The organism is Kroppenstedtia guangzhouensis, from assembly GCF_014637345.1.
GTDB lineage: Bacteria > Bacillota > Bacilli > Thermoactinomycetales > DSM-45169 > Kroppenstedtia > Kroppenstedtia guangzhouensis.
Map to the genome: position 1 here is coordinate 91,097 of NZ_BMEX01000006.1, position 25,085 is coordinate 116,181.

Genomic DNA, 25,085 nt, shown 5'->3' on the forward strand with positions numbered 1-25,085 from the left:
GCCATCATATGACCTTGGAGGAACCTATGGACTACCAAATCTTCAAAACCATCAATGGCTGGGCCGGACAAGTGCAGTGGCTGGACTTCATCATGATCGCATTTACCGAGTATGTCCCTTATCTGTTTGCCGGTGTTCTCGTATTGTCGGTTATTCTGCGCTCCACCCGGCCTGCCGGGCTCATGGGCTTTGCAACTTTATTTTTGGGGTTTGGCATCAGTTGGGTGATCGGACAGCTGTATGAACGCACACGCCCTTTTGTAGACCACAAAGTCAACATGTTGATCGATCATGCGGCGGATGCCTCCTTTCCCAGTGACCACACCACGGCAGCCTTTGCGATCGCTTGCGCGCTTTGGATCTACGATCGCAGATGGGGGATTCCCATGACTGTCCTGGCCTTGATCATGGGCTTTTCACGCATCTGGGTCGGCCATCATTATCCCACCGATATTTTGGGCGGCATCCTGGTCGGTTTCATCTCTGCCATCGTTGTGGCTTGGGTCGCCTCAAAAATCGTTGACAAAAGACAAGACAAAGACCGTCTCCAAAGTATGGAGAACTAAGAAAAGACCGCCTGATGGCGGTCTTTTCGGCTCTCTTCCCTGGGCCTCCATGCGAAACCCAACCCTCCCTGTGACACAACGTTCATAGGGATAATCAACACGCCAGCGGTATTTCGAAAATGAAAACCAAAGACTCTCAAGGGATGAGCCTGAGAGTCTTCGCTCTTTTTTTAAAACCCGCTTTGGGCGATCACTTCCTTAAACCAGCGACCGCTCTTTTTGACGGTTCGTTTGCAATTATTTTCTAAATCCACTGAAACCAAACCGTATCGATTTTTATAGGCATTGGTCCATGACCAATTATCCATGAATGTCCACAGGTGATATCCTTTCACATGGGCACCCTTCTCCATGGCACGATGGACCCACCGCAAATGTTCCCGGATGAAGTCGACCCGGTAATCGTCCTGGATCCCGTCCTCTGTCCGAAAACGTTCCTCGTTTTCCACACCCATCCCGTTTTCAGAGATAAAGCACTCGATATTTCCGTAGTTTTCTTTCAGATCCAGCAACAGATCATAGATTCCCTTTTCGTAGATTTCCCACCCCCGGTAGGGATTCATACGCCTGCCCGGCATCACATAGTGATCGAAAAAATGATCCGGCATCAAGGGAGACTCTGGGTGTGGCAGGTGTTCTTTTGCCTTCACTCGGCGGGGTTGATAATAATTGATCCCCAGCAGATCCACGGTGTTCATGCGAATTGTCTCCAGATCCCCCTTTTCCACTTTCGGTAAATGGTTGGTCTCCGCCAGCAAGTTCACCAATTCCTCCGGAAACTCCCCTTTCACCGATGGATCCAAGAAAGAACGGTTGAAGAAGAGATCCGCCCATTTGGCTGCGCGCAAATCCGCCGGATGTTGGCTGCGCGGATAGGAAGGAGTCAAGTTGAGAATGATCCCCACCTTCCCCCCATGTCCAGCCTCATGATAAGCCTGAACCGCCAGAGCGCTGGACAGGATGGAGTGGAAAGCGACTTGGACCGCTCTCTGAAAATTGACGACATTGGGATAGTGGAAGTCGTATAAATATCCCCCCTCCACCGGGACGATCGGTTCGTTATGTGTAAACCAATAGTTCACACGGTCACCGAACCGCGCAAAACATTCCCTCGCATACATCACATAGGCCTCGACCACCTCGCGGCTTTCCCATCCACCCAGCTGTTGTAAAGCGAGGGGCATATCAAAATGATACAAGTTGACAAAGGGTTGGATGTCACAGGCAATCAGCTTGTCGATGACACGGTTGTAAAAATCCACCCCCCGCTCATTTATTTCCCCCCTGCCCTCAGGAAACAGCCGGGACCAGGAGATGGAAAACCGAAAGGAGTTGTGCCCCATCTCTTTCATCAGTTCAATATCTTCTTCGTATCGGTCATAAAACCGGGAAGTATCTCCAGGTCCCACTTGATTGAAGAAACGATAGGGCTCCTGCTCATACCAATAATCCCATATGTTCGGACCTTTGCCCTCCACATCCGCCGCCCCTTCGATCTGGGTCGCCGAGGTGGCTGTGCCCCACCAGAAATCTTTTGGAAAGCGATGGATCACTTGCGCAGAGTTCGCAGTATCGATTCTTTGCTGCATCCTTCCGCAAACCTCCCTGGTTCTATAAGGATTGTGAATGCTGTTAGACAGGTTGTTCGGGATTGGGTTTCACACGACCTTTTCGTTGTTCTGAACTGCCAAAATCACCCCATGTGAAACCCAATCCTCCCTGTGAACGGCTTTCTATGGATTATGCAGACTGTTCCGTCCCTTTGATCTCCCCGGTTGGATCCGGCGTTCCTTTCTTCAGGTTCATTCTGTCGATGAACTTGAGGAAGGGAAACCAGATCGCCAGAACAATACAGAAGTTGATGAGTTGCAGGATCCCTCCCGCCAGGGAGTTCGTCGCCATGATACCGCTGATAAATATCGGAACCGTCCATGGAACAGCCACTCCCGTCGGAGGCGGAACCATTCCTGTCGACATTGCAAAATAGGTGACGAGCGTAACGATCATCGGCGACAAAATCCATGGAATGAGAATCAGTGGATTCATCACGATGGGCAATCCGAAGATCACCGGTTCATTCACGTTGAAAATGCCGGGGGCCAAAGCCAATTTACCCACCTGTTTCATCTGTTTGCTTTTCATGAACAGAAGGAGGGCCACCACCACGGCTAAAGTCATCCCGGTTCCGCCCATGCCGACAGTGTAGGTTTCGATAAACTGCTTGCTGATGATATGGGGAACTTCCCCGGTCTTTGTATAGGTGTTCAGGTTTTCGAGGGAGAGGGTGTTCCAGATGGGATCCATCACAGAATTGACGATGATTTGGCCGTGCAAACCAAAAAACCAGAGCAGCTGAGCAAAAAAGACCGCGATCAGAGTCGGGACAATTCCACTCCCCAGCCCGACGAGGGGGGCTTGGACGACATTGAAAATCAGATCATGAAAGTTGGTCTCCAACAGTCGGGTGAAACCGATATTCACCAACAGAAAAACGGAAAGTGTCACCGTGGCCGGGATCAGTGCGGAAAAGGATTTGGAAACCGCCGGCGGCACCGCTGCCGGCATCTTGATCACCCAATTTCTCTGTACGATCAACCGGTAAATTTCCGTCGAAGTAAAGGCAACCAACATCCCCGCAAACATCCCTTTGGCCCCGAGACGATCCAGAGGGATCACATCCGTGACGATCTCTTTTCCTCCCTCGGGAGTCATAAAAAAAGGAGTGAGCAACAAAAAAGAGGCCATGGCGATCACAGCACCGAAAATCGGCTCCACTTCATAACTTTTTGACAGGTAATAACCGATACCAAATACCACGAACAGGGAGATGATCCCCAAGCTCGCTTGTGGAGCATTTCCCACCGCATCACGAAAAGCGGTCAGACTGCTCTCAGTCAGGAATGACTCGAGAAAAGGCAAGTTCATCAAAACAACGACAATAGAGCCGAAGATGGTGATCGGAAACGCCAGCATAAAAGCATCTCTGAGAACTGTCAGGTAACGGTTGTTATTCAGTTTTCCGGCGAGAGGAACCAGCACCTTGCTCATTTGATCAAACCATTTCCCATTCAATCGGCTCCCCCCTTTCTCCCCTTCTCAAATATTTCAATCAACTCTTGTACCAAGTCCCTCATCGTCTGGGTTGACATGAGATGATCCTCCGCATGCATCAAAAGCAAGGTCAAAGGCCTTCCCTCACCCTGGGTTTCTTTTTGAATCAGATGAAAGTGCACGGTATGGGCTTTGGAAATCATCTCTGAAGCTTCACTGACCAGCGTACGGCAGCCCTCGACATCACCCTCGCGATAACGGCGAAGTGATTCGAGGATGTGACTGCGCGCTTGACCGCTGTGAGAAATAATTTGAAAGGAAATTTGTTCGTCTGTGAGCATTTCCGGTTGGAGTTCACTCATTTTGCCCTCCCATGAGTCGGACCGCCTGTTCATAGACCGCTTTCCCATCCGCCATCCCGTAAGCTATCCGGTCGATCACTTCCACCGGAACCTGATGAGACTCGGCGGCCTGTTGCAATTCTTCTTTAAAAAAACTCATCTGGGGACCGATCAAAACCACATCCATGTTTTTCAGTTCACTCTTGGCCTGATCCTGTCCCACCGCCCGAATCTCGACTTCGTCGCCAATACTTTTGGCGTAGGCTTCCATCTTGGTTACCAACAGACTGGTGGACATGCCGGAAGAACAGGCGAGTAAAATCCTTCGCATCACTATACCCCTTTCCAGTGGTTTGCAAAAGGTTTGGAATCCTCGTAATATATTATACACAGCTCATCACAAATGTCTATACTTAAAAAACACAAAGCTATACTTATGCGAAAAGGAGTGCTTCGATGGCAATGGTAGAACCGATCTTTTTCCATCCTGTTTTTAAGGAAAGAATTTGGGGCGGCAGAAAATTGGAGGATTACGGATATAACTTACCGGAAGGAAGAGTGGGGGAATGTTGGCTCATCTCCGCCCATCCTCATGGAGTCAGCGAGGTCAATGGAGGTGTATTCCAAGGGAAAACCTTACCCCAACTGTGGCAGGAGTACCCCAGGTTGTTCGGTGATCCAAGGGAAGGGAAATTTCCTCTTCTAATCAAACTCCTCGATGCAACCCGTGATTTATCGGTACAAGTTCACCCCGATGACTCCTACGCCCGCAAACACGAACGGGAAACTTATGGAAAAACCGAATGCTGGTACATCCTGGAGTGCGGAAAGGAAGCCGAGCTGATCCTTGGTCATACTGCTGCCACCAAAGAGGAATTGGAATCGATGATCCAAACCGGACAGTGGACGGAACTGCTGCAGCGCATCCCCATCCAACCGGGAGATTTTTTCTTTATCCCCAGCGGAACCGTTCACGCTCTCTGCCGTGACACCGTTGTGCTGGAAATACAGCAAAGCTCGGATGCTACCTATCGTTTATACGATTATGACCGAACAGATCAAAATGGCAGAAAGAGAGTTCTGCATCTGAAGAAAGGGCTGGATGTGATTCAAGTTCCCCATATCCGGTCCATCGAAGAAAGAAAAGTGTTCAAAGAAGGGAGGAATCTGGTTGAAACGTTAACTGAAAACAACCAATTTTCCCTGCGGAAAATCCAGCTACAAGGTGAATTGTCCATGTCACCCCACCGGACGTATGCCTTGGGATACCTGCTGAAGGGTTCAGCCCGCATGATCACAGACGGAGGAATCCATCCACTGAAACAGGGGGACAGCTTCCTGATTCCCCATGACTTGGGTAATTACTCACTGGCCGGGTATGGCGAACTATTTATCACTGAACCAGCCCCTGATAAGGGGTATAATATGAGAAAAAAAGCAAAAGCAGCTGTGGATCTCGGCGGTACCAACCTCCGGGCAGCGGCAGTATTGCCTGACGGAACCATCGGAAAGATGCTGACCACCCAAACCTTTGCTCATCTGGGTCCCGATGATGTGATCCATCACATGATCCATCTGCTTCAATTGCTGCAAAGTGAATGGGACTTCGAGTCCGTCGGAATCGCCTCTCCCGGCCCGCTGGATGCACGCCGGGGCTTGATCCTCAACCCACCCAACCTTCCCGGGTGGAAGGCGATTCCCCTGAAAGAACGTGTGGAGTCGGCACTCAACTTGCCCGTTTATATCGAGAACGATGCCAACGCAGCTGCTCTCGGAGAAGCCCTGTTCGGTGCCGGCAAAGGGAAGGAAAGTGTTTTTTATATGACGGTCAGTACCGGAATCGGTGGAGGATTCGTCTATGACGGGAAAATCATCCGGGGAGCACACAGCTGTGCCGCCGAAATCGGAAACATGGTAATCGACCCCCACGGACCGGAACATCCGATGCTGAACCGAGGGGCCCTGGAAGTGATGGCCAGCGGGACTGCTCTAAATCGACGGATTCAAAAAGAAATGAACCACTTGGACAGTGCCGCAGCACTCTTCCGTTCTGCCGCAGACGGGAATTCTTCCGCAAAGCAGATAGTGGATCAATTTTTGCAGAGCCTTTCCATCGGGATCGCCAATATCGTCCATGTGGTGGACCCGGACCTCCTGATCATCGGCGGTGGTGTTCTTCAATCCAAAGAATGGTTCTGGGAGCCATTGCTCCAAAAGGTGCAAGAATACCTCTATCCGCAACTGCGGGACAAGGTGGAAATCAAACCGGCGGCTCTTGGAGGTAACTCCGGCTTGATCGGCGCGGCGCATCTGGGCCGCCGCCCGTGGAACAGCTGAATATCCAACTACGAAAACGATGGGTGATATGTGATGGGCCAAGTCAAGTATATAAAAATTGCCGATGAAATCCGAAACCGAATCACCCGAGGGCACTACCCCCCGGATCAAGCCATCCCCGATGAGATGTCACTGGCCAAGGAATTCGGATGCAGTCGGATGACGATGAAGAAGGCACTGGAAGTGTTGGTGTTAGAAGGGTTGCTTTATCGAAAACGGGGTCACGGAACTTTCATTCTTCAATCCTCATTGCAGCCGGACCAGGTAAATGTTTTGAGCGGAGAGACGATCGGTTTGACGGCCAGCGCCAAAGGAAGACAGGTCACCAGCCAAGTGATCGCCTTTCACGTTGACTTTCCCGATCCGGAGGTGGCCAAGCATTTGAGCATCGATCAAGAAACGCCCGTCTACCACATCCTGCGACTTCGATTCGTCGACGGGGAGCCCTACGTGATGGAACGGACCTATATGCCCTCCCCGCTGATCACAGGGATCAACGAAGAGGTACTTAAAGGGTCCATCTATCAACATATCCAGGAGAATTTGGGCTTGACCATCTCCAGTTCCCATAAGATGATTCGAGCGGACAAACCCCATGAACTGGATCAGAAACACCTGGCCTGTACACCGGATGATCCGATCTTGGAAGTGGAACAAGTGGTTTACTTGAGTAACGGAACCCCCTTTGAATACTCCTTCGCCCGCCATCGCTATGATAAGTTCGTATTTACCGTAATCAATATTCAACGTCCGCAATGACCGGGAATCTGCACCTAACTGCCTGACTCAGACCAACGGTTTCCCTGGTATTCTGTCCCCCGTCAGCCGATTCTCTCCAAGGATCGTTCACTTGATCTTACCGCCCCCAGCCCGGCTGGGGGCGGTTCACTTTGAGGACCATCTTTTTACAAGGGGTGATGTTCACATTTTGATTCCGCTAGAATCATTGTGAAAAAGTGTTCACCAGGGAATTGAGATTCACATGGAGCATCTTTGGTTCGCCGGAAAAAATGAAGCGAAATGTGCCCCCCTGCCAGCACTCATTCACAATGCTCCCGGTTTGCTAAAATTGAGAAAACGGCGGTCTGAAAGGGGATGGATCCGGTCATGGACAGACTCAAGAGACTGAATACTCTGCGCAATCAGATCCTGTCCGTCTACCTCGTGGTCATGCTGTTCGTCTTGGCCATTGTATCCTTCTTCGTTTACAACCAAGTATCGGCACTGGTGAAAAAGAATGCTGAGAACCAGATGAAACAGACGGCCATTGAAGCCAATGGCAGAATGGAAACACTTTATAATCAAGTGGATACCTTGTCCAGCCAACTTGTAACAGATAAAACGATTCAGCAGAAGCTTCTGTCCATGACTGAGGGAAACCCTCCAGATTTTTCGGAGAGACAAACACTTGCACGTATTATCGGTAACTACCAAGTCTACTCCGAGGGCATTCAGGGATTTGAACTTTATTCTTCCGGCGGAGACCGAATTTACCCTTTTGATGATACTCAACTTTCGGACCGGATTCATCCCAAGTGGATTGAACAGGCAGAAATCGGCAAAGGAAGAGTGGTATGGGCTGGTAAGGACCCTAGGAATGGCGATTATTCCCTTATGATCCGCAGAATCAATTTGTTGGACCACTGGTTTGCAAAGGGAGGCTATTTGATCACCCGCATCGATAACAGCTATTTTCAGATGAATGGTTTAACTTCCAATGAGGGGCAACGGGAGTTTATGATGCTACTGGACCAAAACCTGACCCCCATCACTTCAAACTATCAGGGCAACCTGGAAAGTGTGTTGGAGAAAGGGATGAAGAATATCCGGATCGAAGAGACCGATTATATGGTTGTGAAGGAACGATCGGAGCTGACAGGATGGACTCTGGTCGTATTCATGCCGATGAATCTCCTCTTAGAAGGTGTTTCGACGGTTAAAACATCCATTCTGTTATCCGGTGGAATCGGGGGCGGCATCTTCCTGATCTCTTCCTTTTTCCTGTCCAACTTCATCACGCGGCCGATTCATCAACTGATCGACACCATGAAAAAAGCCCACCTGGATGAATTGAAGCAGAGTCCCAATATATTTTCTTCCATTGAAATCATTGAATTAAATCATACCTACAACCAGATGGCTGAGAATATCAATCACCTCATCCAAGAGGTCTACGAGAAGGAATTGCTCCGCAGCAGAACTGAACTGAAAGCCCTGCAAGCCCAGATGGATCCACATTTCCTTTATAACACATTAAATGCCTTGTACTGGACTTTGGAAGAAAGGGAAGAGGAAGATCTTGCTGAACTCGTCGTGGTGATGTCCGACCTGTTCCGCTATACCATCGGGAAGCCGCAAGAAGATGAGTGGGTGAAAATCCGTAATGAAATCGAACATATTGAAGGGTATTTACAGCTGATCAAGATGAGGTTGGGAGACCGAATCCGCTGGGAAATATCCGTTAAACCACAGCACCTGGATCAACCCATACCCAAACTGACCCTGCAACCTCTCGTGGAAAATGCGATCGTTCATGGAATCGAAAACCAAACGGAACCGGGCCAAATCACCATTAAAACCATGGATGCCGAGAACGGGCATATCCGGATCGTGATAACAGATAACGGGAAGGGAATGGATCCACCCACACTGGAGTGGATCCATCGAAGGATCAAAAATGATGAGGTATCTTCACTATATGAGAACGGAAAAGGGATCGCACTTTCCAACATCAACAGAAGACTTCACCTCTATTATGAATCTGTCCAACTCCCCGACCTGCAGCTGGAGAGCACGCCGGGCGGGGAAACCCGGGTAACCATTGAAATCCCTGCAAAAAAGGGGGTTCAAAAGTGATCGCCAGGACCATTTTAATCGTGGATGATGAACAAAGAACCCGACAGGGCCTCAAAAAGACGCTGGATCAGTGGGCTGCGGGGAGCTATGAGATCCTCACCGCGGAAGATGGAAAGGCAGCCTGGGAGATCTTTCGCTCCAGGGAGGTGCATCTTTTGATCACCGATATTTGCATGCCTGAAATGAACGGACTCCAATTGTTAAAAACATTGAGGACAAATGAACAAAAAACCGTCGTCCTCATTCTTTCGGGATATCCTGATTTCGAATATGCCCAGGAAGCCATCCGCCTTGGAGTGGTCAATTATTTGCTGAAGCCCACCAGCAAGAAAAAGCTGATTGAAGCAGTGGAACAAGCCCTTGAAATCAAAGCCGCCAATGAAAGGATCGAGTACATTCAAAAAGTGGCGGACCCGAGGATCTTACAGATGGAGGAGAACACCCCTCTGAAATTACCCATCAAAAAAGCGATCCAATACATCCATGAGCATCTGAATGACTCCATCACCCTTAAAAGGGTGGCGGATCATGTCCATTTGAATGCAACTTACTTCAGTGCCTTGTTCAAGGAACAAACCGGCCTCAACTTCAGTGAATACCTGACACGTAAAAGGTTGGAGCTGGCCAAAAGCCTGTTGCTGACATCTTCCCTAACCGTTGATGAGATTTCCCGGAAGTCGGGATACCAAACCCCCAAATATTTCATCAAGGTTTTTAAGGATTATGAAGGGGTGACACCCAGTAAATATCGGAAATCTGCAGCTGTCAAAGGCCCGTCCGTCTAAAGATTGTGGTATTTTTCCCAAAGGCGGTAACCTTACCGTCTCTTTTTTTTGATGCTACGCTTGATTATGACGATACCTGAAACCGGGAGGTTCATCCATGATCAAAAAGGCGTATTTCTTCCTGCTTGCCTCTGTTCTTGTTGTCTCCCTCGCTCTGACCGGTTGTTCCAAAGGGGCCGAAAATGAAAGCGGTTCCGGAAAGGTCATCAAATTCATGCATCTCTGGCCTGCCGGCAGTTCCAAACAGCACCACATGATTGTCGAAGAGATCATTAAAGAATTTGAATCGGAACACCCGGGAGTCCGTGTGGAAGTGGAAGTACTTGAAAACGAGCAGTACAAAAACAAAATCAAGGTCCTCTCTTCCTCAAACAAATTGCCCGATGTCGGGTTTACCTGGGCAGCCGGCTATTTGAAGCCTTTCGCCAAGGGAAACCTTTTCGCTCCGCTGGATGACGTCCTGCAAGATGGCTTGAAAGACGATTTTGTCAAAGGCACGACAGAAGCCTATGCAGTGGACGGCAAGACGTATGGATTGCCCCTGGAATTGAATATCGCACCCATCTATTACAATAAGAAAATCTTCAAAGAAAACAACTTGGAAGTTCCAAAAACTTACGAGGAGTTCCAACATGTTGTGAAAACCCTTGAAAGCAAAGGGATTTCTCCCATCGCTCTGGGAAACAAAGACGCCTGGACAGGTTCCCTCTGGTATATGTATCTGGCTGACCGCATCGGCGGACCGAAAGTATTGAACCAGGCAATTGACCGTTCCGGTTCCTTCGAAAACCCTGCTCTCGTTTCGGCAGCGGAAGAAATTCAAAAACTTGTGAAAGCCAACGCCTTTAACAAAGGGTTTAACGGCCTTTCCAACGACGAAGCAAAGTCCGAATTTCTGAACGGGAAAGCGGGGATGTACCTCATGGGAACTTGGGAACTTCCCAACTTTACAACCAATGAAGAGATCCCGCAAGATTTCCGTGATCAGAGTGGATACTTCAAGTTTCCGACCGTCAAAGACGGTAAGGGGGACATCGACAGCTGGGTGGGCGGACCCGGTGTAGGACTGTTTGTCGCTCAAAATTCCGAGGTCAAAGAGGAATCCAAGAAATTCGTCAAATTCTTCATTGAAAAATGGGGCGAGCAATCTGTGACAAAAGCCGGTGTAATTCCCGCCACAAAGGTGGATACTGACAAATTGGACCTGCCGAAGCTGTATATCGATGTGCTGAATGATTTGAACCAAGCGAGCAACATCACCCTCTTCGCCGATGTTCAAATGAGCCCATCCGTTGCCGAAACACACTTGAACCTGATCCAGTCCCTCTATGGCAACGAAATCAAGCCGAAGGATTATGCAAAACAGCATGAGACTGCCTTGAAGAATGAAGAAAACTGAGTGAAGTGTAAAAAGTGGACATTTCCCGTATTCCGGTGATGTCCTCTCTTATCTCCCTGTGAGGGAAGGGGTGAAATCCTTTGAATCAAGTCATGGCCAACAAAAAAGTGATTTTTCTGTATGTAGCACCTGCTCTCTTGCTGGTTTTAGTCCTGGTATATATCCCCATCGTGCTGACCGGATATTACGGTCTGATGAAGTGGGACGGAATCGGAGAGATGGAATTCATCGGGTTAAAAAATTACAAAGATCTCATCCAGGATCACCTCTTTTGGGACAGTGTTTATCACTCCTTCTTACTAGCCCTTTTCTCAGCTCTCAGTTTGATCGGTTATCTCATGATTTCCATCATCTTGGCCGGCAATATCAAAGGAGCGGATCTTCTCAGGAAAATTTACTTGATCCCCATGTTGCTCGCCTCTGTGGTGATCGCCCAGCTCTGGATGAAAATCTACCACCCGAGTAACGGAATATTAAACCATATCCTGATGAAACTTGGCGTTGTAGACCCTCCTTCCTGGCTGGCCGATCCCCGATTCACCTTGTTTGCGATCATCATCCCGGTGATCTGGCAGTACGCCGGCTTCTATATTCTGATCTATTATGCTGCTCTGAAGAATATCCCGGAAGAGATTGTGGAAGCTGCAAAAATCGACGGGGCCACCCCATTCCAGATCGCCACCCGAATCAAGCTTCCATTGATCAAGAGCGTGATCATCGTAACCATCGTGCTTGCGGTTGTGGGTTCGCTAAAGTATTTTGACCTGATATACATCATGACCGGCGGCGGACCCAATGGAGCCAGTGAAGTGATGGCCTCCTACATGTACAATCAAGCATTCAAAGGATTTAACTTCGGCTACGCCAGTGCAGTTGGTTTTTTCCTGCTGCTCATCTGTCTGGTTGCCACCTACCTGATTCGAAAACTGGCTGCAACGGGTCAGGACACCCCTTCTTAGACAGGCGGGATTGGGTTCCACATGCCCTTTCGTCAGGACGTTTTACGGATGAAGATCAATTTTTCATAATTCATGGAAAGGAAGCGTGTCATGGACACAGCAAAACCGGTTCAGACTTCACACAGAGAGAAGTCTCTCCTGCAAATCAAGAGATTGGCGAACCCGGTGGCATACGGAATCTTGTACTCGTTCCTGATCGTCGTGGCCGCCTTTCAGATTTACCCGATTGTCTGGTTGTTCCTTTTCTCCCTGAAAAACAACCAAGAAATATTTAATACGTCACCCTTTTCTCTGCCAACGCAACCGAAATGGGAGAACTATGTCAAGGTGTGGATAGAAGGGAACATCGGCCAGTATTTCTTTAACAGTGTCCTCTATACGGTGTCAGCTGTTGTATTGACTGTCCTGTTGGCCAGCATGGTGACATTTGCGATCACACGGATGAGATGGAAAGCCAGCCAGCCGGTTTTGGGATTGTTCATGATTGGCCTGATGATTCCGGTCCACTCGACCCTCATCCCGTTATTCGATACATTCACCAAAACCAACCTGATTGACAGCCCACTCTCCATCATTCTTTCATACACCGCCTTTAACCTCCCGATCACAATCATGATTCTCCTCGGCTTTTACGAGGCTCTGCCCCGTGAGGTGGAGGAGGCGGCGGTGATGGATGGCGCCACCATCCACCATATTTTCTTCCGGCTCACCCTGCCGATGACTTCGCCGGTCATCGCGACCACAGCCATCATCAACATGATTTACAACTGGAACGAGTTCGTATTCGTCAACACCTTTATCAGTTCAGATACTTATAAAACCTTGACCGTCGGTATCCAGAACTTTATCGGTCAGTATACAACGGACTGGGGTGCGATCGGTGCCACGCTCATGATCAGCATCCTTCCCATTCTAATCGCCTTCTTTCTTCTCAGCAATCGCATCGTCGAAGGGATAACAGCAGGATCCGTAAAGGGATGAGGTACCCGTCGGAACCTCATTTCTCTATCAACAAGAAAGTGGGGAATGAAATTGAATCGGAATCTGTTTTTCAATGCACATCACTCACCGATCGGGGCGTTTTCAAGTTTTACCCTCGGTTTCCCCGGAAACGGTGGCGGACTGGACCTGGAGCTGGGTCGGCCGCCGCGCCGGGACGTCTACATCGGGGCGGAAACGGTGGACCGAGAAGGAATTTATGAGGCTTTTCCCTTTTTCACATCGGCGGATACGGATGAAAGCAAACGCTATGATATCGAAAATATGGATCCGGACCCGAATAAGCCGAAGATCATCTTTCCTTTTTCAAAGGAGAGCATTCAAAGGGACTTTCAACTGGGCACAGACACTTGGAAAGCCGGAGATTTAAGCTTCACCATCTATTCTCAAGTTCGGACGGTACCTGATCCGACCACCGCGACGGAAGCGGAACTGAAATTGGCTCTCGTGCCTGCTGTTTTAGCAGAACTCACCCTTGACAACACCAATGGTACGAAACCCCGACGCGCGTTTTTCGGTTACCAGGGCAGCGATCCGTACAGCTCAATGCGGAGATTGGATGACACCTGTGACGGGATTTCTGGGGTCGGTCAGGGACGGATCACCGCCATCGCTTCCAAAGACCCTGATGTAAAATCGGCGATGCATTTCAGCATGGAAAATATCCTGACAACCCCCCGGGAAGAAAACTGGACCTTTGGACTTGGGCCGCTCGCGGCACTCATTGCCGATGTCCCCGCCGGAGAGCGCCGTACTTACCGATTCGCCATCTGTTTTTATCGCGGGGGAGTTGTAACAGCCGGTATGGATACTTCCTATTACTACACCCGGTTTTTCCCAGACATCGAATCTGTCGCAACCTTCGCCCTCGACCATTTTTCTGAGATCAAGGAGCACTGTAAAGAAGCAAACGAATCCATCGACAAGGCCGACCACTTATCCGATGACCAAAAGTTTATGCTCACCCACTCGATCCGCAGCTATTATGGCTCCACGCAATTGCTCGATGCGGATGGAAAACCATTCTGGGTCGTCAATGAAGGCGAATACCGCATGATGAACACCTTTGATTTGACGGTGGACCAGATGTTTTTTGAATTGCGTATGAATCCATGGACAGTAAAAAATGAACTGAATATGTTCGTCAAACGTTTCAGCTATGAAGATACCGTCCGCTTCCCCGGGGATGACACCGAATATCCCGGCGGCATCAGCTTCACCCATGATATGGGGGTGGCCAACACCCTGTCGCGGCCGGAGTACTCTTCCTATGAATTGTACGGTCTCGATGGTTGTTTCTCCCATATGACCCACGAGCAGTTGGTGAACTGGATTTTGACTGCTGCTGTCTATGTGGCACAGACCGGGGACCAGGAATGGCTGAACGACAACCTCGAAGTCTTTATCGAATGTTTTAAAAGCATGCTGAACCGCGATCATCCGGAACCATCCAAACGTAATGGACTGATGGGGCTGGATTCTTCCCGAGTCATGGGAGGAGCTGAAATCACCACTTACGACAGTCTGGATGTATCTCTAGGGCAAGCCCGAAACAACCTTTACCTCGCAGGGAAAATCTGGGCTTCCTATGTTGCCCTAGAAAAGCTGTTTGCAGAAAACGGCCGGCCGGATCTCGCAAAAGAAGCCGGGGCCCAAGCGGAGAGATGCGCCAACACCATCGTCAGCCATGCCACCTCCGACGGGTATATTCCGGCAGTACTCGGTGAAGGCAATGATTCAAAAATCATCCCTGCCATTGAAGGACTGCTCTTCCCCCACCTGACACATTGCACCGAAGCTTTGAAGGAAGATGGACGATTCGGATCATATCTCCAGGCATTGAAAACCCATCTGGAGACTGTGCTCAAGGAAGGGGTCTGTCTGTTTGAAAATGGTGGCTGGAAAATCTCCTCAACGAGCAACAACTCTTGGCTGAGCAAAATCTACTTATGCCAATTCGTCGCAAGGAAGATCCTGGGCTGGAAGTGGGATGAAAAAGGGGCCCGTGCCGATGCAGTCCATGCAGAATGGCTGACCCATCCCACCCTGTCTGTCTGGAGTTGGAGTGATCAGATCATTGCAGGTGAAATCGCCGGCAGTAAATATTATCCCCGCGGCGTGACAAGCATCTTGTGGTTGGAAGAGAACAAGAAAACCTCTTGTTTTAACAAATAATCGGGTCGGTCTCTTGAAATGAAAAGAAGGGAATTGAGCATGGAATTTGGAAAAACCTCTGGGATATTGTTCACCATCTGCGAATGGATCACAAGATTGGCCTATGTAAATTTACTGTGGCTCCTGTTTTCGGCGGCCGGGATGTTCGTGTGGGGGATTATGCCCTCCACTGTCGCACTATTCACTGTGGTCCGAAAGTGGCTGTTGAAAGAGACGGGGATTCCGGTATGGAACACTTTTTGGAAGACATATCGGAAGGAGTTCCTGAGGGCAAACCTTCTTGGATTACTGCTTCTGATCCCGGCTGTATTGGTCGCAATCGACCTCATGTTCTTAAAAACCGTTGCAGGCCCGCTCCAGATTGCCTTGTTCATCCCTTTATGGACCCTGATCCTATGCTATTTGCTGACACTGTTGTTTCTCTTTCCGGTGTATGTCCATTATCGTGCCGGGATGATTGATTCCATTAAATACGCCTTGTTCCATGCCGTTTTGAATCCCCATCGATCCGTCATCATGCTGGTGGCTGTCGCGGCAGTCATCTTTCTCAATCTGTACATGACAGCGTTGATACCATTTTTCAGCGGTGTGATGATCGCGGCAGTGCTGATGACAGGTGGATATCACAGCTTTAACCGAATAAAGGGGAAAACAGTGACACAGACCTGAATACTTGCTTGAAAATGCTCATCTCCCGGAAGGAGGAATCCACGATCACAGCATTCGTTCAAGAGATTCCTTTTCTGCAGCAACAGGCGATCCAAGCGGGAAATGACAACCTGGAGTTTGTGATTGTACCCGATTGGGGCTCCAATCTGATCTCATTGGTCGATCAGCGATCCAGACACCCACTGTTGAGAGTACCCCATTCAGCTGAAGAATTTTGGGAAACCCCGGTTTTATACGGAACACCCATCCTGTTTCCTCCGAATCGGATCGAGGATGGGAGATTTTCATACGGAGGCCGGGATTATCAATTGGATGTAAACGAGAAAGAACACCATAATCACATCCATGGATTCATCCATACCCGAAAGTGGAAGGTGATCAAAGCCGAGGCAGAGGGGGAACATGCCGTGGTCGTCACTCAGTTTGACTCGGCGGACCATGAGGAAGTAACCCGGCAGTTTCCCCACCATTTCATCCTGAGGATGACCTATGCACTTGAGGGAAGTTCATTGGACAAAACGGCGGAAGTTTGGAATCGGGGAACCGATCCCCTTCCGCTGGGGCTTGGATTTCATACGACCTTTAACTTTCCGGAAGAGACAGCCCAATTTTCCCTGACCGCGGCGAAACGGTGGCGCTTGAACAGCCGGCTCCTGCCGACAGGGGAACTGGAAGAGATCCCTTACAAGAAAGTAATGCAAACAGGGATGAGTCTGAAGGGAATCCCTTTGGACGATGTCTATCTGTCAGGGGGAGATTCCGGGGCTGCCAATGAGGCAACTTTGTGGCTCCAATCGGCAGGAGTTGAGATCCGGTATCGGGTGGACAGCCACTTTAAGCATTGGGTGGTCTACAATTCCGATGGCCATCACGGGTTTCTCTGTCCGGAACCCTACACCTGGGTAACCAATGCCCCGAACCTGGAACTTCCGCTATCCCTCACCGGATTTCAGGAGTTGGAACCAGAAGAAAGCAGGATGTTTAAAACAAACATCACCGTGTCGAACAGGCCCAAAAGATAAAATTAATCCAGGAGGATTTGCCATGTCTTATTTTGAGAAGGTAAACAAAGTGGAATTTGAAGGTCTCCAATCCACAAACAAGTTTTCCTTCAAATATTATGATCCAGAGAAAGTTGTAAACGGGAAAACCATGAAGGATTGGCTCCGCTTCTCCGTTGCCTACTGGCACACCTTCACCTCAGATGGATCCGATCCATTTGGAGCCGGTACAATGATCCGTCCCTGGGACCATCTGACCGGCCTCGACCTGGCAAAAGCCCGTGTGGAAGCTGCCTTTGAATTATTTGAAAAGCTGGATGTTCCCTATTTCTGTTTCCACGATGTGGACATCGCTCCCGAAGGAAACAATTTAAAAGAGACCTACGCCAATCTGGATATTATCGTCGCCCAGATCCGGGACTATATGAAAACCAGCAAAACCAAACTCCTGTGGAACACAGCCAACCTGTTCACACATCCAAGGTACGTGCATGGCGCCGCCACTTCAAACCATGCCGATGTGTTTGCGTACTCCGCTGCCCGGGTGAAAAAAGGACTGGAGATCGGAAAAGAGCTGGGGGCAGAGAACTATGTGTTCTGGGGCGGCCGCGAAGGTTATGAGACCTTGTTGAATACCGATATGAAATTGGAGCAGGAAAACTATGCCCGCTTCCTACAAATGGCTGTGGATTATGCGAAGGAAATCGGATTTGACGGGCAGCTCCTGATCGAACCCAAGCCGAAAGAACCCACTAAGCACCAATATGATTTCGATGTGGCCACAAGCCTTTCATTTCTGCAAAAATACGATCTTGCCCCCCACTTTAAATTTAATGTGGAGGCAAACCACGCCACCCTAGCAGGCCATTCCTTCCAACATGAGTTGAGAGTGGCCCGCATCAACGGAATGCTCGGTTCCGTCGATGCCAACCAGGGAGACCAGCTGATCGGTTGGGATACGGACGAGTTCCCCACAGATCTGTATTCCACCACTCTAGCCATGTATGAAATTCTGAAAAACGGCGGTCTGGGAAAAGGGGGACTCAACTTTGATGCAAAGGTGCGCAGAGGCTCCTTCGATCCCAACGACCTGTTCCTCGCCCATATCGCCGGTATGGACAGTTTTGCCGTCGGCCTGCTGGTCGCCAGTCAGCTGATCCAAGATCGGGTGTTTGATGACTTTATCGTCAACCGGTATAAAAGTTATACAGAGGGAATCGGCTTGGACATCGTGGAAGGAAGAGCCAATTTCCATACCCTTGAATCCCATGCCCTCACCCTGAGTCAGATTCCGAATGAATCCGGCCGTGAAGAGCATTTAAAATCTATCTTAAACCAATATCTGTTGAAAACCCTGACTGAAATGTAATCAGGTGTGCCGGCACGTATGTGTTGTAGCAGCACACTTGATTCATAGGGGGGGACATGGATGAAATATGTAATTGGCATCGATCTGGGGACAAGCGCAGTAAAACTGTTGCTCGTCAACCAGGAAGGGACAGTTTGTGCGGAGGTTTCCCGTTCCTATCCACTGATCCAGACCAAGGCGGGCTACAGTGAACAGGAACCGGAGCAGTGGGTAAAAGCGACCGTGGAAGGATTGGCCGAGCTGGTCCGAATATTCAAAGGAAATGTGGAAGACATCGAAGGCCTGAGCCTTTCCGGACAGATGCACGGCCTGGTCCTGTTGGCCCCGGATGATCATGTGCTCAGAAATGCAATTCTCTGGAATGACACGAGAACATCGGCACAATGTCATCGAATCGTGGAAACCGTCGGCGAAGAATTTTTGCTGCGGACGACCAAAAACCGGGCATTGGAAGGATTCACTCTCCCCAAGTTGTTATGGGTGAAAGAAAACGAACCCGACATTTTTAAAAAGACAAGCGTATTTTTGCTTCCCAAGGATTATGTCAGGTATCGGTTGACGGGGAAAATTCACAGTGAATATTCCGATGCGGCGGGGACGTTATTGCTTGATGTGATGAACCGGGAGTGGAGCGAAGAGATTTGCAGGTTGCTCGAAATACCGGTGGAGATCTGTCCGCCACTGGTGGAATCCCATACCTGTGTCGGTGAACTTCTTCCTTCCATAGTCAGAGAAACAGGTTTGTCACCCCACATAAAAGTCTTTGCCGGAGGTGCCGACAATGCATGTGGTGCCATCGGCACCGGCATTCTTTCGACTGGAAAGACCCTTTGCAGCATCGGTACTTCCGGAGTGGTGCTTTCCTACGAAGCAAAGGGCAACAAAGAGTTTCAGGGCAAGGTCCATTATTTCAACCATGGCCAAGCAGATGCCTTTTACACCATGGGAGTCACCCTGTCTGCAGGTTACAGCCTGAACTGGTTCAAGAACACCTTTGCAAAAAGAGAAGACTTTCAAACTCTCCTGACGGGGATCGATCAAGTTCCTATGGGTGCAAAGGGTCTTCTGTTCACTCCCTATCTGACCGGAGAACGGACTCCACATCCCGACTCTGTGATCCGGGGAAGTTTCATTGGCATCGATGCCTCCCATCAACGATCCGATTTTGTCAGAGCTGTGATGGAAGGGATCACCTTTTCCCTGCGCGAAACGATAGAGATCTTCCAAGAATATGGCGAAGAAGTCGATTCGGTCATTTCCATCGGGGGCGGTGCCAAAAACCCTGTATGGTTACAGATGCAGGCAGATATATTCCACGCGGATATCATCAAACTGTCCAGCGAGCAAGGTCCCGGAATGGGTGCAGCCATGCTTGCGGCCTTCGGTTGTGGCTGGTTCCCATCCCTGGAGGCATGTGCAGAAGTCTTTATTCAGCCTGAAAAAACATACCATCCGATTGCGGAGCATGTTGAAGTGTACAACCAGCTATTTGGAATATACAAACAAGTGTACGGCCAAACAAAGGCACTCAGTGAGGACTTGATGAAGTTTAGAAAGTGAAATCGAAAGCATGGTCCTTCGTCGTCGTGAACAAAAAAACCGGCCTCTCTTTCTGTAGGAAAAAACGATACCCCTGATATCTTGTCAGGGAGTACACCCTGCCGCTGAGCAGAAGACCAACAGCCACGCGATAAGTGAGAAGTGACCCGCACAACCGTACCATAGGAAGCGGGTCACTTTTTTTACCACACAAATACCTTCCCCCGATCTGTGGAATCCTAAGAGACAAAAAAGTGGGAAGGTGCTATCGTGGACATTCAAAATCAGGAATATCCGCCGATTCAAGCAGGAGACATCGTCTATGTGATGGTGCGAAATCCACATACACAAGACGTAGCCAACATACAAGAAGCGGCTGTAGTCCGTGACCCTGTGCGATCCGGAGAATTGAATCTGTTCTTGTATGAAACCCACTATCCGATGAATGAAGAGTTCGCCCTTTACCGCACAAAGGAAGAAGCCGAAAAGGCATATCAGTATTATTTCGGCTCTGCAGGAGAAGAGGTTCCCCATGGTTAAACCCTTTGTTCCACAGTTGGTATATATGGAGCCCCGTGCCCTGGAGTATCCTCTCGGCCGACGCCTGAAAAAGAAATTCACGGATATGGGAATCGAAATCAGGAAAACCACATCCCACAATCAGGTTCGCAACTTGCCCGGGGAAAATGATTTCCAGAAATACCGGACGGCCAAGTCCACCCTAGTCGTGGGAGTCCGAAAAACCTTGAAATTCGACACCTCAAAACCCTCAGCAGAGTATGCGATTCCCCTCGCCACAGGTTGTATGGGGCACTGCCACTATTGTTACTTGCAGACGACCATGGGTAGCAAACCCTATATTCGTACCTACGTCAACGTCGAGGAAATCTTGGAAGCGGCTGAAGGTTACATGCGGGAACGGGCTCCTGAAATCACCCGATTTGAAGCCTCCTGCACCTCGGACATCGTCGGTATCGATCATCTCACTCACACGTTGAAACGGGCGATCGAGTATTTCGGGGAGTCAGAAACCGGCCGGCTCCGCTTCGTGACCAAATTCGCTCATGTCGATCACCTTCTCGACGCCAGGCACAATGGAAAAACCCGTTTTCGCTTCAGCATTAACGCCGATTATGTGATCAAATATCTGGAACCAGGCACCTCCTCCTTAAACGATCGCATCGATGCCGCCGTCAAGGTAGCCCAGGCCGGTTATCCCCTCGGATTTATCGTTGCCCCCATCTATTTGCACGAAGGGTGGCAGGAAGGGTACCGCCTCATGTTTGAGAAACTGGCAACTTCATTGCCGGAGGTGGCCAAAAAGGACTTGACCTTCGAATGGATCCAGCATCGTTTCACCAAACCGGCCAAACGGGTCATCCAGAAAAACTATCCCATGACCAAGCTGGAAATGGATGAGGCACGACGCAAATGGAAATGGGGGCGCTACGGGATCGGGAAGTATGTATACCTTGACGAGGAACAAGCAGAAATTCAGTCCCGTTTGGGAGAATATTTGGAGGAATTCTTCCCCACGGCGCGACTGGAATACTTCACCTGACGCACCCGATGGGTTGGGAGAAAGAAAAAAGAACAGGGAGCTCCCTGTTCCACACTGGTGAGGGATCAGCGCCCCCCTTCAGACGTCATCGTTCCCCGGCTTTATCTTGTGTTTGCTTTCACTTGTTGAAGCTCTTCCACATCCACCTTTTGATAGTCCATCAGCTCATCAAAGTGGATGAGATCGGGAAGCCGGGTTTGTCTGATCCGGTCTTTGGCAGTGGACTGAAAATGCGCTTTTCTGTAGAGTTCCGCGACGATGAATTTGCGTCCGTTACCATCGGCTCCCGCCTGATCTTCCGCCTCTTTCAAGATGCAGACCAACTGGTACACATCGACGATCTGATCCGAAAGCGGCTTGAGGTAATATGTCAGGATCTCTTCCGGTTGTGACTTGAGGAAAGTGAGGTTTTCCCGAATTTGCTGAAGCCGTTCTTCGAGAGCGGTTTTGAAGGGCTGGGACAGAGGATGCGTCAACCCCTCCACTTCGCGGTGTATCACCTGCAGAAAAACCTCATCTGCCCGGAATTTCTTGATGACCCGCCACAGATCCAGTGCCAGGATATTGGCCGTTCCTTCCCAGACGGTGAGCACTTGTGCATCCCTCAACAGGCGCGGGGTTACATACTCTTCGATATAACCGTTGCCGCCCAGCGTCTCAATGGCTTGGTGCGTCATCTCTTTGGCTGCCTCCCCCGTGCGGTACTTGATGAGAGAGATCAGCATCCGGACCATCACTTCCTCTTCGGGAGCAGCCTGACCGCTGTTCACTTTATCATAGAGATGGATCATATCAAAAGTGGATCCGGTGTTGACTTCCAGCTCCACCAACATCTCCGCCAGGGTCTGCTTGACCATGGAATATTGAAGGATGGGACGTCCGAAAGCTTGGCGCTCTCTCGCATAGTGGAATGCTTCATACCAAGCACGGCGCATGATTCCTGTTGCGGCGACCGCATTGCAGATCCGGGAGATGTTCAAGGCTTCCGCCATGTATTTAAATCCCTGATCCGGATCACCGATCAGATACCCTTCCGCCTCTTCCAGAATCACCTCAGCGGAAGGAACAGCATTTACCCCCAGCTTCTCTTTCAGACGACGGACATAGATCCGGTTGCGGGTGCCATCCGGTTTGATCCAAGGAACCAGGAAGAGTCCCAGTCCCCGGGTGCCGGGACGGTCCGGATGGATTCGGGCCAGCACCGTGGCCACCATGGCGCCTGCATTGCTTGCGAAAAACTTTTCACCGGTCAAGCGGTACACCCCCGGTCCCGCTTCCGGATCGGCTGCCGCCATCGTCAAGTTGGCTCCGACATCGGAGCCTCCCTGCCGCTCGGTCAGCCAAGTCGCCCCTTCATAGAGGGTCTCTTCATCGAGAGAGGTGAGCCCTGTCAGATAGGTTTCTTTTTGCTCAGGTGTACCATACCGGTCAATCAGATGAGCTGCAGACAGAGTCAAGGTGACGGGACAGTAAAAACCCGGTTCGCTTTCACTGAGTAGATATCCCTGCAGATAAGAATACAGATAGGGAGCTTTGCGGCCCAACTCCGGAATCTCGCGATAAAGGTGGCCGACAATCCCTGCTCCGTACACTTCTTTGACCGTCTTCAGATAACCCTCGTTTTTGACGATCTGCGAAATTTCCTCGCCCCGCCGATTGTACCTGACCAGCCGGGGCTGACCATCCCGGTCGGTATAGGCCGCCCGTTGATCAATCGGCCCAGCAACCCGCCCACCCAAGTGAGTCAACTCCCGATCCGCCCATTGATGCATATCGTCGGGAAGGTACCGGCGCATCAGGTACTGCAGATTGAAATCTTCCAGGTAAAAGTTGGGCTCCAGGGGTGGCCGGGGGATATTATTCCCTCCGTACCGAGCCTGATCCACTTCCCGCTGGATGTTACGCCGCTTACACATATGAATCAGCCTCCGTCCCAATTTCTTTCAACCGGTGTTTCAGGATTTTACCGCTGGCATTTCGGGGCAATCCGGACACAATCTTCACCCGCCTCGGAATTTTGAATTCAGCGATCTTCCCGGCCAGAAAGCGGCGGATCTCCTTCAGCCAGCCGTCTTCATCCAACGGGTTGGCCCCCGGTTTCGGAGCCATAAAGGCCGTCACCGTTTCTCCCCATGTCGGATGCGGCAGACCCACCACCGCCGCCTCCTGAACTCCGGGATGGCTGTTCAAGGCATCCTCCACCTCTTTCGGATAGACATTGACTCCCCCTGTGATGATCACATCTTTTTTGCGATCCACAATCCAGAAAAACCCGTCCTGATCCCGAAACGCCAAATCACCGGAATAGACCCAGCCCTTTTTCAGAGTCTGTGCCGTTTCCTCCGGCCGGTTGAGGTAACCCAGCATCGTGCCTTCACCCCGCAGTCGGATTTCGCCGATTTGGCCCGTCGGGCAAGGTTGATCCTGTTCGTCCACAATCTCGATTTCAGTGAACAAGGCCCCCCGTCGGCCGATGCTCCCCGATTTTTCATGATGATCCCGATGATGCATCAGAGTTCCGCTCGGTCCGGCCTCGGTCAGACCATAAACACAGACCATCTTCTCCTTGCCAAATGCATCAGCAATCGCATCCGCCTGGTCCTTGGAGAGGGGAGCCCCCCCATACACCCAGTATTTGGACGAGGAAAGATCCGTCTCGGGGAAGTTGGGCTCTTGCATACTGAGCAAGTAGGCCACCGGGGCGCCAAAAAAATGGGTAATCCTCTCCTGCTCAGTCAGGCGCAATAACATCTCCGGAGTGAAAGCGGGATAAAACACATGGGATGCACCGACGATGACAGCGGATACAAACATCAAATGCAAGGGAGCGGAATGACTGAGCGGCATCATATGCAAGATCCGACTCTCCAAGTTGATTTCAAATTCGATGGCGATCATCGTGCCAACTGTCAGTAAACTTCTGTGACTGAACCGCACTCCTTTCGGTCGTCCCGTCGTCCCGGAGGTGTAGAGAACATCCACCTCATCCTCCTCCGTCAATGTCATCGGATCAAACCGGGGGGCATTCCCAAGGGGGGGAGAGGATTTCCAATCCCCCAGGCTCTCCCATCCCCCTTCGGCGGGGCCAGTTTTTACATAAAAGCGGGATGGTTGCAACTTTGCCAGTTCAGCAACTGAGGGGAAAAGCTTCTCATGCACAAACATCCCCCTGGCCTGGCAATCCTCCAAAATATAGGCCACTTCATCCCGACTGAACTGGACGTTGATCGGGACCACCACCCCGCCGGCACGGAGGATGGCAAAGTAAAGAATGGCGAAATCAGGGAGGTTGGGCATCATCAAAACCACCCTGTCCCCCCGTTGAATCCCCTTTTGTTGCAAGTGGTGAGCCAGATGATCCGCCTGTTCATTCCATTGTCTGTAAGTGACCCGTTGTTCCCCGAAGAGCAGCGCATCCCGATCCGGATACTTATTCCCGTTGATATGCAGGATCTTTGACAAATTCACAGATATCCCC

20 protein-coding genes and 2 pseudogenes are annotated in these 25,085 nt (G+C 50.2%); 16 read left to right on the top strand and 6 right to left on the bottom strand.

The features are described from left to right. Positions 1–26: 26 nt before the first annotated feature. On the top strand, positions 27–566 hold the full coding sequence (locus IEV46_RS10505) for an undecaprenyl-diphosphatase (RefSeq protein ID WP_188432528.1): 540 nt from the start codon (positions 27–29) through the stop codon (positions 564–566). A gap of 170 nt (positions 567–736) precedes the next feature. On the opposite strand, the gene gmuD is transcribed toward IEV46_RS10505, so the two are convergent. The 4 genes from gmuD to IEV46_RS10525 all read right to left on the bottom strand — a co-directional run bounded on the left by gmuD (position 737) and on the right by IEV46_RS10525 (position 4,289). Next, complete coding sequence (gene gmuD / locus IEV46_RS10510) at positions 737–2,155, bottom strand: 6-phospho-beta-glucosidase GmuD (protein WP_188432529.1); 1,419 nt, start codon at positions 2,153–2,155, stop codon at positions 737–739. Positions 2,156–2,306: 151 nt separating this feature from the next. Then, positions 2,307–3,614, bottom strand: a complete 1,308-nt coding sequence (gene celB, locus IEV46_RS10515; protein ID WP_188432568.1) for a PTS cellobiose transporter subunit IIC — start codon at positions 3,612–3,614, stop codon at positions 2,307–2,309. Between the two features lie 20 nt (positions 3,615–3,634). Then, positions 3,635–3,979: a PTS sugar transporter subunit IIA gene (locus tag IEV46_RS10520; RefSeq protein WP_188432530.1), complete on the bottom strand. Its 345-nt coding sequence runs from the start codon at positions 3,977–3,979 to the stop codon at positions 3,635–3,637. Beyond that, a complete protein-coding gene (locus tag IEV46_RS10525) occupies positions 3,972–4,289 on the bottom strand; it encodes a PTS sugar transporter subunit IIB (protein WP_188432531.1) in 318 nt (105 codons plus the stop codon). Before IEV46_RS10525 ends, IEV46_RS10520 begins: the two co-directional genes overlap by 8 nt. A gap of 131 nt (positions 4,290–4,420) precedes the next feature. On the opposite strand from IEV46_RS10525, the pseudogene manA reads away from it, so the two are divergent. From manA to splB, 15 genes and pseudogenes are all read left to right on the top strand, one after another. Then, a pseudogene (gene manA / locus IEV46_RS18775) lies at positions 4,421–5,368 on the top strand (mannose-6-phosphate isomerase, class I); the annotation flags it as partial. A gap of 45 nt (positions 5,369–5,413) precedes the next feature. Then, positions 5,414–6,295, top strand: a pseudogene (locus tag IEV46_RS18780) (ROK family protein); the annotation flags it as partial. A 33-nt stretch (positions 6,296–6,328) separates the two neighbouring features. Further along, on the top strand, positions 6,329–7,054 hold the full coding sequence (locus IEV46_RS10535) for a GntR family transcriptional regulator (RefSeq protein ID WP_188432533.1): 726 nt from the start codon (positions 6,329–6,331) through the stop codon (positions 7,052–7,054). Positions 7,055–7,402: 348 nt separating this feature from the next. After that, complete coding sequence (locus IEV46_RS10540) at positions 7,403–9,151, top strand: sensor histidine kinase (protein WP_229736035.1); 1,749 nt, start codon at positions 7,403–7,405, stop codon at positions 9,149–9,151. Next, positions 9,148–9,936 carry a response regulator transcription factor gene (locus IEV46_RS10545; RefSeq protein ID WP_188432534.1) on the top strand — a complete coding sequence of 263 codons (789 nt, stop codon included), beginning with the start codon at positions 9,148–9,150 and terminating at the stop codon, positions 9,934–9,936. The genes IEV46_RS10540 and IEV46_RS10545 overlap by 4 nt, the downstream gene beginning before the upstream one ends. Before the next feature lie 97 nt (positions 9,937–10,033). Further along, the gene (locus IEV46_RS10550; protein ID WP_188432535.1) at positions 10,034–11,335 is read left to right on the top strand and encodes an extracellular solute-binding protein; all 1,302 of its coding nucleotides are present in this window, start codon (positions 10,034–10,036) and stop codon (positions 11,333–11,335) included. Between the two features lie 80 nt (positions 11,336–11,415). After that, positions 11,416–12,294, top strand: coding sequence for a carbohydrate ABC transporter permease (locus tag IEV46_RS10555; RefSeq protein ID WP_188432536.1), 879 nt, complete (start codon positions 11,416–11,418; stop codon positions 12,292–12,294). A gap of 90 nt (positions 12,295–12,384) precedes the next feature. Continuing rightward, on the top strand, positions 12,385–13,275 hold the full coding sequence (locus tag IEV46_RS10560; protein ID WP_373284598.1) for a carbohydrate ABC transporter permease: 891 nt from the start codon (positions 12,385–12,387) through the stop codon (positions 13,273–13,275). 51 nt (positions 13,276–13,326) lie between these two features. Next, positions 13,327–15,468 (top strand): glycoside hydrolase family 52 protein, encoded by a 2,142-nt coding sequence (locus tag IEV46_RS10565; protein WP_188432538.1) that lies wholly within the window; start codon positions 13,327–13,329, stop codon positions 15,466–15,468. Positions 15,469–15,507: 39 nt separating this feature from the next. Further along, positions 15,508–16,137 carry a YesL family protein gene (locus tag IEV46_RS10570; protein WP_229736036.1) on the top strand — a complete coding sequence of 210 codons (630 nt, stop codon included), beginning with the start codon at positions 15,508–15,510 and terminating at the stop codon, positions 16,135–16,137. A 14-nt stretch (positions 16,138–16,151) separates the two neighbouring features. Next, the gene (locus tag IEV46_RS10575; RefSeq protein WP_188432540.1) at positions 16,152–17,159 is read left to right on the top strand and encodes an aldose 1-epimerase; all 1,008 of its coding nucleotides are present in this window, start codon (positions 16,152–16,154) and stop codon (positions 17,157–17,159) included. 22 nt (positions 17,160–17,181) lie between these two features. Next, positions 17,182–18,507, top strand: a complete 1,326-nt coding sequence (gene xylA, locus IEV46_RS10580; protein WP_188432541.1) for a xylose isomerase — start codon at positions 17,182–17,184, stop codon at positions 18,505–18,507. Positions 18,508–18,567: 60 nt separating this feature from the next. Continuing rightward, positions 18,568–20,067 (top strand): xylulokinase, encoded by a 1,500-nt coding sequence (gene xylB, locus IEV46_RS10585; RefSeq protein WP_188432542.1) that lies wholly within the window; start codon positions 18,568–18,570, stop codon positions 20,065–20,067. 249 nt (positions 20,068–20,316) lie between these two features. Further along, positions 20,317–20,586 (top strand): transcriptional regulator SplA domain-containing protein, encoded by a 270-nt coding sequence (locus tag IEV46_RS10590; RefSeq protein WP_188432543.1) that lies wholly within the window; start codon positions 20,317–20,319, stop codon positions 20,584–20,586. After that, on the top strand, positions 20,579–21,607 hold the full coding sequence (splB, locus tag IEV46_RS10595) for a spore photoproduct lyase (protein ID WP_188432544.1): 1,029 nt from the start codon (positions 20,579–20,581) through the stop codon (positions 21,605–21,607). Before IEV46_RS10590 ends, splB begins: the two co-directional genes overlap by 8 nt. A 101-nt stretch (positions 21,608–21,708) precedes the next feature. Here splB and IEV46_RS10600 read toward each other — a convergent pair whose 3' ends face one another. Beyond that, positions 21,709–23,523, bottom strand: a complete 1,815-nt coding sequence (locus IEV46_RS10600; protein WP_188432545.1) for an acyl-CoA dehydrogenase family protein — start codon at positions 23,521–23,523, stop codon at positions 21,709–21,711. After that, positions 23,516–25,075, bottom strand: coding sequence for a class I adenylate-forming enzyme family protein (locus tag IEV46_RS10605; RefSeq protein ID WP_188432546.1), 1,560 nt, complete (start codon positions 25,073–25,075; stop codon positions 23,516–23,518). Before IEV46_RS10605 ends, IEV46_RS10600 begins: the two co-directional genes overlap by 8 nt. Positions 25,076–25,085 lie beyond the last annotated feature (10 nt).

What these genes read in the sequence shown, in the direction of transcription:
- IEV46_RS10505 (WP_188432528.1), top strand. Translation starts at nt 27, where the DNA reads ATGGACTACCAAATCTTCAAAACCATCAATGGCTGGGCCGGACAAGTG.
- gmuD (WP_188432529.1), bottom strand. Translation starts at nt 2,155, where the DNA reads ATGCAGCAAAGAATCGATACTGCGAACTCTGCGCAAGTGATCCATCGC.
- celB (WP_188432568.1), bottom strand. Translation starts at nt 3,614, where the DNA reads ATGAGCAAGGTGCTGGTTCCTCTCGCCGGAAAACTGAATAACAACCGT.
- IEV46_RS10520 (WP_188432530.1), bottom strand. Translation starts at nt 3,979, where the DNA reads ATGAGTGAACTCCAACCGGAAATGCTCACAGACGAACAAATTTCCTTT.
- IEV46_RS10525 (WP_188432531.1), bottom strand. Translation starts at nt 4,289, where the DNA reads ATGCGAAGGATTTTACTCGCCTGTTCTTCCGGCATGTCCACCAGTCTG.
- IEV46_RS10535 (WP_188432533.1), top strand. Translation starts at nt 6,329, where the DNA reads ATGGGCCAAGTCAAGTATATAAAAATTGCCGATGAAATCCGAAACCGA.
- IEV46_RS10540 (WP_229736035.1), top strand. Translation starts at nt 7,403, where the DNA reads ATGGACAGACTCAAGAGACTGAATACTCTGCGCAATCAGATCCTGTCC.
- IEV46_RS10550 (WP_188432535.1), top strand. Translation starts at nt 10,034, where the DNA reads ATGATCAAAAAGGCGTATTTCTTCCTGCTTGCCTCTGTTCTTGTTGTC.
- IEV46_RS10560 (WP_373284598.1), top strand. Translation starts at nt 12,385, where the DNA reads ATGGACACAGCAAAACCGGTTCAGACTTCACACAGAGAGAAGTCTCTC.
- IEV46_RS10570 (WP_229736036.1), top strand. Translation starts at nt 15,508, where the DNA reads ATGGAATTTGGAAAAACCTCTGGGATATTGTTCACCATCTGCGAATGG.
- IEV46_RS10575 (WP_188432540.1), top strand. Translation starts at nt 16,152, where the DNA reads ATGCTCATCTCCCGGAAGGAGGAATCCACGATCACAGCATTCGTTCAA.
- xylA (WP_188432541.1), top strand. Translation starts at nt 17,182, where the DNA reads ATGTCTTATTTTGAGAAGGTAAACAAAGTGGAATTTGAAGGTCTCCAA.
- xylB (WP_188432542.1), top strand. Translation starts at nt 18,568, where the DNA reads ATGAAATATGTAATTGGCATCGATCTGGGGACAAGCGCAGTAAAACTG.
- splB (WP_188432544.1), top strand. Translation starts at nt 20,579, where the DNA reads ATGGTTAAACCCTTTGTTCCACAGTTGGTATATATGGAGCCCCGTGCC.
- IEV46_RS10600 (WP_188432545.1), bottom strand. Translation starts at nt 23,523, where the DNA reads ATGTGTAAGCGGCGTAACATCCAGCGGGAAGTGGATCAGGCTCGGTAC.